Origin of the sequence: Psychromonas hadalis ATCC BAA-638, assembly GCF_000420245.1 — a bacterium.
Taxonomy (GTDB): domain Bacteria; phylum Pseudomonadota; class Gammaproteobacteria; order Enterobacterales; family Psychromonadaceae; genus Psychromonas; species Psychromonas hadalis.
In genome coordinates this window covers 1-12,040 of sequence record NZ_ATUO01000113.1, presented here as the reverse complement: position 1 = coordinate 12,040, position 12,040 = coordinate 1, and the positions used below count along the sequence as shown (strand labels likewise).

The window sequence follows — 12,040 nt, the reverse complement described above, 5'->3', positions numbered from 1 at the left end:
TTAGCAGGCTCCATTGCAATCACTGCATTATCCAAGAATATCTTTTTCCAATTCTGAAGATTTTTAGGTGTGATGTTATTTTTACTGGCAATTTCAGCTATTGTTTTTTCATTTTCCAATAACTCAAGCACAAGCCGACTTTTAAATTCAGCTGAATATGTTGTTCTTTTTTTGCTCATTACAATTCTCCTATTTGGGTTGATATTATCTCAAATAGGAATAAGGATATTAATTTTATCGTTTAAATTTCTTGGGGCATTATAGAGCGAGATGATCAAAAACCATTGGAAGGCTTTATTCAAATTGATGATGCATATTGGGGTGGCGTACGTAAGGGAACCAAAGGTCGAGGGGCAAAAGGAAAGCGCCCACTTGTTGCGGCTGTATCACTAAATGATGAGATGCATCCAGTAGCTATGCGCTTCAGCGTAGTTAAAGGCTTTCAAAAAAAAGAAATAACGGATTGGGAAAAACGACATATAAAAGCTAAATCAGTAACAGTTTCAGATGGGTTTGCATGTTTTAACGGTCTTGGTGATGCAGATGTATTTCATTTTTCAATTGTAACAGGCGGAGGCACAGAGTGTGTTGAAATCCCTTATTTCAAATGGGTAAACACCATGATTAGCAATGTAAAAAACGCCATGCATGGTACCTTTCATGCTATAAACTTGAAGCATCTACCTCGGTATCTTGCAGAGTTTAGCGATAAGTTTAATCGTCGTTATAATTTAGAAAGCATGATTGAACGACTTGCTTTTGCAAGCTTAATAACTCCACCTATGCCAGAACGCCTGTTGAAGCTGGCTGAGCAAAGGTGGTAATCAAGTAATTTTTTGTCTTTTTCAGAAATACTGTCAGGCAACTCCACCTGAATTTTAAAGATTTGGTTATATCTGTCTTCTGGGTCAATAATATTATTTTGTGATAAACGAATATTATCCGTTGGGATATCACGAGCATTACAATAGACCTTAACAAAGTACGCTGCACAAAGCGCCGAAGATGCTAGGAAGTAATCAAAAGGACCTGGTGCTGAGCCGTCACCTTTATAGCGAATAGGCTGATCGGCGATGACAGAGAATTCGTCAAACTTGGCTTCAAGCCTGAGGTTGTCGAGAAAGTTAACTTTGATTTCCATTGATATATTTCCGAAGTTGTATGCAGCCAATCAATAGATTGGTGTTAATGGCGCTAATTATCGGATTTTTCGAGCCATTAGTCTTGGATTAATTAATAATGAAATAAATTGCTTAAAGCACTATTTCTTAATGAAATAGCACTTTATTTAGGCTAAGTTTTTAAAGAGAGGTTTACTAAAGCGAAGATACCTCAATAATGCTATCTGAAAACTGTAACTTTTCAATCCCTACTAAGGTATTCATGCCATCGCGTTCATCTTGTAAGTCTTGTACTTTAACGGCACCATTTTCACTGGTAATTTGATATTGTGCTGCTTGACCAGAAAATATCACCGTATTTACACCAGCATTACCGGTAATATTGTTATCAAATTGGTTCACCACCACATTGCTGTCATTGCTACCTGTTAAGGTGACATCTTTAAGGTATTGTGCATGGTTTGTATAAGATAAACTCTGCTTAAAGGTTAAGCTAAAGGCGCCAACAAAACTTGCATCAATGCGCGCGTTATAAGTAAGGTATGGATGGAAAAATTGATTAGCCATTATCGCTGCACCTTGTGGGTCTTTTTCAGCCATATCACTGCGGGTTTTGGCAACATACATTCCCCACATACCATATTTACCGGTAAAGGCTCCCCAAAGACCATAATAACTATCTACCACTGCCGCTAAATATTCTTGTGTTAAACTATTGTCAGCGGTTATCTCAGCCACCCAATCGGCCATATCTGCTGGCCAAGCCCAAAGTTGTCCTGATAGTGCTGTTACTTGTGCTGCGCGGATATCTGCTTGAAATTTTGGTAAGGCACCCGTAAATTTAGCCTCTTGGTCAAGGCCGATACCGTAATCATGCACTAGATGTAAAATCTCTTCGAACGAGGCATCGCGATGGTCATAATTCTGCGTGATATACCAGCTATGACCTTCCACTTGCATTTCACCATAATACAATGGTTGACCACCAATATTTTCAGCCGCATTAGAGCCATCATCAACGCCATTTAGCAGTAATAATATCGCACCATTTTCGGCCATTTTATTGGCAACTTCGCTTTTATCTGCACCATATTCAGAGCCAGGAAAATCCTTTAAAAAATGTTCTAATATACTGCGAGCACGGACAATTTGATTATCCGTAATTTCATTTTGAGCAATAATATGAATTGCGCCACCATTGGGTGTATCAACCTTGGTATAACGGTCAAATTTTAATGCCGCGCTATAAGTATTCTTTAATTCATCTGGCACTACAGAAATGCCCAAATCATTACTGGCCGGATTAGTCGGAGTGGTAGTTGGGGTTGTCGTGGGTGTAGTTGTTGGCGTCGTCGTGACCGGAGGCGTTACTGTTTCTTCAACGGTCGTTTTTTTATCACTACTTGAACCACCACATGCAACTAACGTTGAACTGATTACAATGGCAAGTGCAACTTTTGTAAAAGAAGTTGTAAAACCGTTAGCCAAAGGGCCTTTATTCATTAAGGTCATTATTTTCTCCAAAACTATTCAAACGTAATTAAAGGTAAGTACTCGGTGTTAACCGATAAATCATTGTCCACTATTTGAACGAGCTTTAGGGTAAGCGCAAGTAAGCGTTTGTAAGCGATGCCGTGAGAGGTATTCGATGTTTCATATTCCTTAATCCATATGAGTTATGACTATTGCTATTAGCTGATAAAAAAGCTCCTTTATCAGCCATGCAAGAATTACGATACAGGTGATAAAAGAGCTTATTAACTCATAAGGTAAACTGGATTAATACCAAAGGGTTAGTTTGTTAATACGCCATATAAAACCATTTCTTCAGCTGTCATCCAATGGATACTATCAGCTGCAGCGGCTTCAAGGGTATACCAGTAAAAGTCAGTTGTTATGCCGATAGCGTTATAATAATCAAGGTAGATAACATGCGCTTGATGCTCTCTAGGGTAATCTAATGCAGCCTTGCCACTGCCATCATTCCATGAATGAACACCTATTTTAGCGCCTGGGGCAATAGTACGTTTAACGCCCGCTAAAAACATATCACTGCCGCCTGAGGCCACCATGCCGTCCGCTGGAATATGGGTATTAATGCCACGGTTTCGAAGCTCCATTGATGCTAATAAATTGATTTCATCATCCATAGAGCCAGGTACATCTTGCATCACCAAAGTGGTAATTTGTGGGTAGTTATTAAATAACGCCTGCATTACAGTTAAAGTATCTGAGCCAATAACGCCATTCATATAAACGGTATCTGAGCTGCTATCATCATTTTTAAAAGTGAAACGAGCAGTTTGTTCGTCACCGTCACCTTCATCGGTATCAGCTTCTGTTGCCTTAATAATAAACGCTTGTGCAGAGTAGTTGCCATCAGGCAATGACGTTGCCAAGCCATATTCAGCATCCGTTAATAATGCATATACCGTTGGATCTTTACTTTGTACTTTTTCCAAGGTATTTAACTGCCACTCACTATTGATTTGAGCCAAACGTTGATCGCCAACTTGGGCCCCTAACATAGAGCTTAATGACCAATACACATATTCAGTGACCATACAGCTATAATCACAGCTTTCATCATCATAGGTATACCAAGCCGTGTCCGGATAACTTGCTGGCATAGTTTCAAACTGACCGCCGCGGGCGATATCCATAGCATTGGCGATGTCTGAACCGATTTTTTCACCAAATACTTCAGGGTAAACACCGGCATAACCCATATGAGTGATCAGGTGTAAAACTTCTTCAAGGCTGGCGTCAAAGCCCCCTTCGGCACCAGCAATAACCACTTCACTGGCATACAAATCTTGATAGGCATCCGACTCTGGGATTTGTGCAAATATGGTGCCTATTTCGTCTTCATCCTTAGCCATGATTAAAGTGGCACCTTGCTCAAGCATGTACTCGACCACCAAGGCATTATCTGGTTGACCATCTTCATCATTATCTAAGTATTGCGCCATAATATTAGCGGCGTGTAACATCGCTTCATCAGGGGTTTGTGCAGTGCCATAAATAGGAATGCCAAATACTGAAGTTTTCTTTGAAAAAGCTTGCTCTAACGCTGCATTGCCACCATTTCCGCTACTGTCGTCATCATAAGTCAGTTCAGGGATATCCTCGACACAGCTAGTATCAAGCGCTTGATTTGGCTGAGCTAAAAAGGCTTCGGCCAAGCTGTTAAAACAACTAAGGCCAGCAAATAATTGTCCATGACCACCTTGTGGGTTAGTAATGTTTTGTGCATTTGGCATATTTTGAGCAACCAATGTGCCCCACGCTGCGGGTGTTTGTGTATCTTGTCGGCCATTAAGCATTAATACCGGTAAGTTACTACTAACTGCTTGGGTCTCAATGTCGTTGGCTGGGCTAACATCCCAAGCTTTGCAAGCAGCCTTATCAAAGCCCATGTGGTACATATCAGCGACCGCAACTTGGGTGCTTGCCGACCAACCTTGACTATTATCATCAGTTAGCGCGCTAGTATTTAAGAATGGATATTCTTCAGCGCAAATAGTGGATAAACCCATCGCGTTGTAAAATCTGTCTGCTCCACCTTGCTCTTGTGCAGTGCTTTCGCTCTCTCCGATACCTTGCTCAGCCATCATAGTTGCAAAAACTGATGCATATTTACTAACATCTTCATTGACGGCTAATAAGTAATCAATGATTACCGGCTGCGTACCAAGTTCAAGCAAGATTTGAATAAACTCTCGACTCTGAGCCATCATGCCTTCATTGTGCATACGGGCAATTATATCTTCGATAATGCTTTTGAATTCATCAGTAGGACAGTCAGCTGAATTTTCACAGTTTTTTACTATTTGATTTAACGACTCATAATTTGCCCAGGGCGTATCTGAGATGCCGTTCACTTCTATTGGGAACATGCCATCTAAAATAACACTGCGAATACCGTCACTATTTTCACGCATTATGGTGGTCGCAAGACGAGTACCATAAGAAATGCCATATAAATTCCATTGTGAAATAGCTAAAACTTTTCTTAATTCAATGATGTCCAGCGCATTTTGTACGCTTCGATAAGCATTCAAATCAATACCTGATGCTTCAAGTCGAGTTTTACAGGCTTTTAACTGCTCTGCTGATCCTGATTGATCAAATTCACTACAGAATAATGCGGGTTTTGAATAACCTGTACCACGTTGGTCAACTAAGTAGACATCCCTGTTTTTGAGGAAGGTACCATCCGCAACGATGTCACCAAGACTTGAACTGGCACTACCACCGGGGCCACCCTCAAGGTAAACAACTGGATCGGATTTTTTATTGGCTGAGGTAGACGCTAACTTAATCACCGCAATTTCAATGTTTTTTGTTGAGGCTGGTTTGCCATATAAAGCATGTTTTTCCGGCACTGTGAGATAACCACAAGTAGAGCCAGAGGTTAAAATAGATAACTGAGAGACTGACAACATGTCTTTACATGCAACATCTTTATATGTGTTAACAGGCTGAGTAACACCTGTATCAAGTGTTGGTGTGATAGTGGTTGCTTTTTTAGCATCAGAACTACCACAAGCCGTTAATATGCTGGTGGTTATTATTGCTAAAGCAATAAGGGTTTTATTGGTTGGTACCATTGAGCATTTCCTTCAGGATTAATTAATAAATTGTTGCGCCGTAATTGTTTATAATTTGGTTGTGGCAACGCTGCTATTTGCACCGTTTTACCTGCATACCTTTTCTACAACACTTTTTTGCAAAATAATGCGATGAGTTATTATCAATGATTTAATAAAGGTTTTGGGTAAGCAAAAGTAAGCCTTTGTAAGCACGTGTAAGCTAGACTTTAATTGCGCGAACGTTTACGTTAAATTTGCATCGTGACTGCATAATGAAGAGAAAAATAATGAGCAAAACCAGAATATTACTTATTGAAGATGACGCTGAAATAGCACGCTTAACCGCCATGTATTTAGACGCTGAAGGTTATCAAGTTACCGTTATTGACGATGGTGCGCTGGCCTTAGCCGCGATAAAAAATACTAAGCCTGAGTTGATTATTCTTGATTTGATGTTACCCGGCATGAGCGGTATCGAAATATGTAAAGTGGCTCGAGAGTTTTACCAGCAGCCGATATTAATTCTTACTGCCTGTGATGACGACGTTAGTGAAGTCAGTCTATTAAAAATGGGCGCCGATGATTATTTGCTCAAACCCTTACGGCCACATGTGCTGGTCGCTAGAATAGAAGCACTATTACGCCGCAACCGAACTATTGCAGCACCAGCAGCAACCGCGTTAACAATCAGTGACGCGAGCAATCAAGTCACCTTTCAAGGCAAGTTATTAACGCTTACTGGCTCTGAATATGAAATGCTAAAATTACTGCATAAAAATGCCGGTAAAGTTATTTCACGTGAACAATGCTGTCAGGCGCTAAGAGGCATCGATTATGATTTTAGTAATCGCTCTATCGACATGCGTATATCAGCCTTACGAAAAAAACTAGGTGATGATAAAATACCCTACAAAGTTATCACCACTATACGAAATCAAGGTTATAAGTTAATCCATGAGCAAGTCAGTTAATGAATAAGTTATCGCTCTCTTTATTCTCACGCCTTTATTTAGCTATTGTTATCTCGGTAATCATTAGTGTGTCCTTAACAAAATTCTTTATGAACAGTTATGATGATCAAGAGGACTTTTACGAGTTTATTTTTGAGGTTAACTATATATTTAAAGAAATAGCGGTTAATGCTGAAAGGCAAATTGATACCGAGCAACAAATTATTCCCCTTGGTTTTCCGTTAGATAGCTTTCTCATCGCTAAACTCGTTAATCCCAGCTTGAATAGCAATATTTGTCCTTCATGCCAATTAATCACACGTATTAACAATACTTTTTATTATCAAATGTCTGATGGCGGGCGTTTTGTTGAATTTAAACTGCCTAACGCAAAAAGTAATCTCATTATTTATGAGAAATATGGAAGTGAACTCAAGCTAGAGGACTTTACTGAGGAAATGCCGGAAGGCTTTTCTGAAAACTATGCGGAAGCTTTTCTGCAAGGTATATTAGATGATGAGGATGTTGATTTCGTCTTCCTGTCATTAATACTGATCATCTCTTTATTTCTTGGCATTGCTATTTATTGGCCAATCAAAAATCTACAAAACCAAATTAACGCACTTATTGATACCCACCAGAAATTTGGCTCAGGAGATATGCAGGCTAAAGCGGATGAAAACATCCTAAAACCTTTAGATAAGCTTGCGCATAGCTTTAATGACATGGCACAAGCAATCGCTGACAATGTTAAAGAGCGTGATATATTTGCTCAAGCAATCCCTCACGAAGTAAGAACACCATTAAGTCGTATTCAATTAGCATCAGGGTTAATTCGTAGAAAAAGTACGGAGTTAGATGTATTGGCACTGGTTGATGATGTCGATAACTATGTGGTCGACATTAATGAATTGATAAGTCAGATTGTTGAATATTCAAAAATAAATTCAACAACAGTTGCCGGCTCAATTTCAAATAGTGAAAGTGAGGTAGATCAGTTTCAAACGATTGAAGTAAAGGCATTTATCGAATCCAGACTGCAACTTTTAGCTAAAAACCAAAACAAAGAGTACCGCTTAATCGTTGCTGAATCAGTTGAAATAACCACCAATCCATTCTATTTAAGGTTGTTAGTCGATAACTTTATTAAAAATGCCTTTAACTATGCCCAAGTAAAAATCAACATTTCTGCTAAGGTCACTGGCTTCAATAGTGATCAGCAATTGTCTATCACTGTGGAAGATGATGGTGTTGGTATCCCGATTGATGATAGAGAGACCATCTTTATGGCTTTTGCCCGCTTGGATAAAAGTCGTAGTCGCAAAACCGGCGGTTTAGGTCTTGGCCTATCTATCGCAAAAGCAGCTGCGATAAAAATGGACGGTAAGATTGTCGTCTCTGAATCTTCTTTAGGTGGCGCACTGTTTTCTTTTACTAAAGAGCTTTAATAGCAAGTGTTCACAGGTAAAAATAGCTTAATAAAAATAAATAACGCTTCATTACCCTCTCTGTCAGGCTTTCGCCTTTATAGACAAATAAATTAGGCTAGGATTGAAATTTACGCTGTCCTGTTGATCAGATCATTTATGTGAAAATAACAATCGAGTTAATGCGCTATGCTTATAAAAGACACAGAATAATGGGCAAATAATTTATTTTAACAGAGCACGTTAGGCGCTGAACGACGTATCAAACGTCTATAAAATTGAGCCATCTCATGGGTAAGTAATGCGGACCGTTCGATTGTTAAGGCATCAGGTTCACAAGCATCAATAGAAGCTGCTTGTCGTTTTTTTTGAGGGGTTTTTAGATTTTTTTCTTATCGGACAGGGTAATCAAGGTATATTTTACAGCGCCTTATTAATCGGAGCCGCACGCCAACAACCTCTCCCGTCTTTTTTTGCTTGATAAAGAGCCTCGTCTGCAACTGCCATAAGGCCATCAATTGTGCTTGATGGATCAGAAAGGACTGTACCGATACTAATGGAAGGAGAATGTTTAGTTTCATCAGGTGCAATAAGAATGCATCGTTTAACCTCATCTAGAAAACGGCTAGCAGCAATTGCTATCTTAGACTGGTCAGTATTATTGATGATTATAACGTAACCGCTCAACTAACCCACCTAGCTAAATTAATCCCAAGCTGTTAGCGCTTCATTGTTAATATTCCATGGCAATAAAGCTTCTACCTGCTCGACTCTTTCAACAAGCGGTAATTGTTCGATTATGTGTTTCAAATAACCATAAGGGTCGAGCCCATTCGCTTTAGCTGTCTCAATGATGCTGTAAATAGCAGCACTAGCATGCGCTCCTTTTACACTGCATGAGTGTAGCCAGTTTTTACGCCCAATCACAAATGGCCTAATCGCATTTTCAGCTGCATTGTTATCTAATGGGCTAATGCCATCCGTTAAAAACTCAATTAATCTCGACCAGTTATTATTGAGGTAGTGTAGTGCAACACCCAGCTTGGATTGTTTCGGTGATTGTAATAGTGACTTATCTAACCACGCTCGCATCTCGTTGATAATAGTAGACGACTCTTTTTGGCGGTTTGTTAGTCGTTCTCTATTCGATAACTCAGCACACTGCTTTTCAATGCGATAAAGCTTTCCAATGTAGTTCATTGCAACTTGAGCTTTGCCTGTTTTCACCTTTTGTATTTTCAGCGCATCGTTAAATTTTCGACGAGCGTGAGCCCAGCAAGCCACTCGGGTGATGCCATTTTCCTTACAGACTGCGTTGTATCCACCATAATCATCCGTGACAAGATAACCACTAAAGTCATCCAGCAATGAAGTCGGTACAGTGCCTGCTCGTGTCGGCGCATAATCAAACAAAACGACGCGCTTACCTTGCTCACCAGCCAGCCCTACCCACATATAGGATTTGGATTGCGCTGTTTTACCTGCCTCTTTTAGCACCTGATAAGTCGTTTCATCATAATGAATAAGCGCTTGTTCAAGTAATCGGTCACGCATGAGGTTTATCAGCGGGGTAAATGTTTCTCCACCGAGTTTTATCATCCAATTCGCCATGGTATTGCGGGGTATATGCACCTTTGAGCGCTTGAATATATTTTCTAATCGATAAAGTGGCAATGCATCTTGGTATTTACTGACCGCAATATAAGCCAAGGTGCCTGCACTTGCGTTACTTTTTGGAAATGCTTGCTTAGGCATGTTGGCGGTATGAATACTTTGTTCGCAACACCGACAAGCGTATTTAAAACGACGGTGGCGGATAACACGTACTTTCGCAGGGATAATCTCTAACTGCTCAGAGATTTCTTCACCAATCTTATGCAAAGGTTGCCCATCATGCGGGCAAAATTTTTCTGACGCCGCTAAGTCATGAATAATATCAACGCGTTTTAGATGTGCAGGTAATACAGAGCGACCACGTTTCTTTTTCTTGGGAGGCGTGATCGACTCAGTATTTTTTTCATCTTCAATACTCTCATCTTGGGGTGATTCTGAGCTAACTAGGTGCTCTGCTTCATCAAACAACTCATCCTGTTGTGGGCTCTGTTTTTCACTGGTAGGTGAAAACTTTTGATGACGTGCAAGCTTCAGTTGCTCGAGTAGCGTACTGATTGTTGCCTCATTTTTTGTGAGAAAACGTTCTTTTTCAATTAACAGAGATTGTGCTTCAGTAATAATTTCTGAAGGTTTTGGTTCTCTTTAAGCAGTTGTTTATTAGTCGTTTTCATGGCGTGTATTATACTAAAAACACGCTAAAAAAGCATCACAAAACAGTGCTGTAGTGTAAGGTTTTATGGGGTTTCATCGCAAAAACATCGATACCATCAAGTAACCAATTTAGCTGTTGCCCATTAATTGAAAGTACCTCCTTTTTATCCTTTAATGGCCATTTGAATTGCGCATCATCAAGTGCTTTTAGCCACAAGATAAAGCCTGTTTTATCCCACACCAATATTTTAATTTTGTTACGCCTTTTATTTGTGAAGACAAACAGTTGTGATGAAAACGGATCAAGGCAAAGTGTCTCTTCCACCATCATAGAGAGCCCATTGATCGCTTTTCGAAAATCAACAGGCTCACGGCAGAGGTATATTTTTTCTATCGAGTTGCAAGGCCTCATCATAACTGGTTGGCGCTATTGAGTAAGTCGCTTATGCCAACATCAGCAAGCTCAATAATGACACCATTGCATAATGTGATTCGGCAAGAGGTTGTTACACTTGGGTTACTTGTAAGGGATTGCGCTAGGGGGACTAGGTGATTACGACTTATTGACGGCAATATTCCTTTTTGCATTAATGATGAGCGTGCGTTATAGAATGCTTTTAAAGCCAAGTTGTTTTGCTTCGCGTAGGCAGACATGGATAAGTTTTTTTTAGTGGCTTGATTAACATGATCTAACCAGTCTTGCTGTATTTTTGTAAGTGGCTTGCTATGCATAATAGTTTCCTTTGAGTTAAAGGAAAGAGTGACAGTTATTTTGTAGCTTTGTTAGATGGGGTTTATTGAACGCTTACAAACAAAGCAGGGGGCACATCAAAATCCGGACGGGACTAGCCCCCCAAAAACAGTGAAAAACGTAAATAAAAGACCTGGTCGACAGGCTCAAACGGGTCTTTGGGATAAAGATAGAAACCTGTCATCAATGCGGTGCTGTGGTTAAGATCATTGCAAGCATTGACAAATCGGCAGGAAAGCTGATTTGCACAGCGAATGCTGCCCCGCAGGGGTTAGGCACAGGGATGTGTCTAATGAACTCCAGTTGTGATAGAAAAGATACTCAGTCACCTTCTTAAAAAGAATGAAAATAGTAAAGAGCTTACAGCTGGAAAGTCGAGTACCTCCTCATATATTTTTTTTGAATAAAGGCAAGTTCATCATAAACAGAGGTAGCTGGTTTAGACAACAGCGGCAGGGACTTGCATTTTTACCTGTAATTTTGTAAAAGAGTTGCATAATAGGCGATAAATGTCAGTATTTTACCCCCTCAGAGCAATGAAAAAAGAGGTAAATATGAGGTAAGCATATTTTAGGTATTAAGAAAAAGGATGTTTATTCTACCTATACTCTTATGGCTCTGTTGTAGAACACTGTTGTCACCCATAGGCCGCGACTAATATTTCTTGTTTATTGAGCTTTGCGTTGCTTTCCCTGAACCAAGCAAGATAATTCGATAAATATTTTGTTGCTACGCCTTTCATTTTTCCGTTAACCCAACCCTTAAAATGCGCTATTGCACCGTTCACGGTCTGGATGTGGTAAACCTTATCTATTACTCTCACTTTACCGTTTATTAGTCGCTTATGGTCACAATTTGTTTGCTTGGCTATCGTCACATATGACCATGAGCCATCACTACACAATACCGAATTTTCCGTTATATTATCCGT

The 12,040-nt window shown here is 39.9% G+C and carries 10 protein-coding genes and 2 pseudogenes; 3 read left to right on the top strand and 9 right to left on the bottom strand.

The window, feature by feature from the left end:
• The coding region (locus G322_RS20845; RefSeq protein ID WP_022942262.1) for a transposase at positions 1–179 on the bottom strand (179 nt) is incomplete at its 3' end.
• A gap of 84 nt (positions 180–263) precedes the next feature.
• On the opposite strand from G322_RS20845, the pseudogene G322_RS21865 reads away from it, so the two are divergent.
• A pseudogene (locus G322_RS21865) lies at positions 264–824 on the top strand (IS1595 family transposase); the annotation flags it as partial.
• 8 nt (positions 825–832) lie between these two features.
• On the opposite strand, the pseudogene G322_RS22820 reads toward G322_RS21865, so the two are convergent.
• The 3 genes and pseudogenes from G322_RS22820 to G322_RS24285 all read right to left on the bottom strand — a co-directional run.
• A pseudogene (locus tag G322_RS22820) lies at positions 833–1,141 on the bottom strand (OsmC family protein); the annotation flags it as partial.
• 175 nt (positions 1,142–1,316) lie between these two features.
• Positions 1,317–2,633 carry a hypothetical protein gene (locus tag G322_RS0113375; protein ID WP_022942260.1) on the bottom strand — a complete coding sequence of 439 codons (1,317 nt, stop codon included), beginning with the start codon at positions 2,631–2,633 and terminating at the stop codon, positions 1,317–1,319.
• 281 nt (positions 2,634–2,914) lie between these two features.
• On the bottom strand, positions 2,915–5,734 hold the full coding sequence (locus G322_RS24285; RefSeq protein WP_084683740.1) for an alpha/beta fold hydrolase: 2,820 nt from the start codon (positions 5,732–5,734) through the stop codon (positions 2,915–2,917).
• A 269-nt stretch (positions 5,735–6,003) separates the two neighbouring features.
• Between G322_RS24285 and G322_RS0113365 the strand changes: the two genes are divergently transcribed.
• Together G322_RS0113365 and G322_RS20830 are read left to right on the top strand one after the other, a co-directional pair.
• On the top strand, positions 6,004–6,687 hold the full coding sequence (locus G322_RS0113365) for a response regulator transcription factor (protein ID WP_022942259.1): 684 nt from the start codon (positions 6,004–6,006) through the stop codon (positions 6,685–6,687).
• On the top strand, positions 6,687–8,114 hold the full coding sequence (locus tag G322_RS20830; protein ID WP_022942258.1) for an ATP-binding protein: 1,428 nt from the start codon (positions 6,687–6,689) through the stop codon (positions 8,112–8,114). The genes G322_RS0113365 and G322_RS20830 overlap by 1 nt, the downstream gene beginning before the upstream one ends.
• Before the next feature lie 399 nt (positions 8,115–8,513).
• Here the strand turns inward: G322_RS20830 and G322_RS0113355 are convergent, their stop codons facing one another.
• From G322_RS0113355 to G322_RS0113330, 5 genes are all read right to left on the bottom strand, one after another.
• A complete protein-coding gene (locus G322_RS0113355; RefSeq protein WP_022942257.1) occupies positions 8,514–8,780 on the bottom strand; it encodes a diguanylate cyclase domain-containing protein in 267 nt (88 codons plus the stop codon).
• Between the two features lie 18 nt (positions 8,781–8,798).
• Positions 8,799–10,241, bottom strand: a complete 1,443-nt coding sequence (gene tnpC / locus G322_RS0113350) for an IS66 family transposase (RefSeq protein WP_245542323.1) — start codon at positions 10,239–10,241, stop codon at positions 8,799–8,801.
• 172 nt (positions 10,242–10,413) lie between these two features.
• Entirely contained in the window at positions 10,414–10,773 is a 360-nt protein-coding gene (tnpB, locus tag G322_RS0113345; RefSeq protein WP_022942255.1) for an IS66 family insertion sequence element accessory protein TnpB, read from the bottom strand.
• Entirely contained in the window at positions 10,770–11,090 is a 321-nt protein-coding gene (gene tnpA, locus G322_RS0113340; protein WP_022942254.1) for an IS66 family insertion sequence element accessory protein TnpA, read from the bottom strand. Before tnpA ends, tnpB begins: the two co-directional genes overlap by 4 nt.
• A gap of 656 nt (positions 11,091–11,746) precedes the next feature.
• Positions 11,747–12,040, bottom strand: a 294-nt coding sequence (locus G322_RS0113330) for an IS1595 family transposase (RefSeq protein WP_022942252.1), incomplete at its 5' end; no start/stop codon positions are given.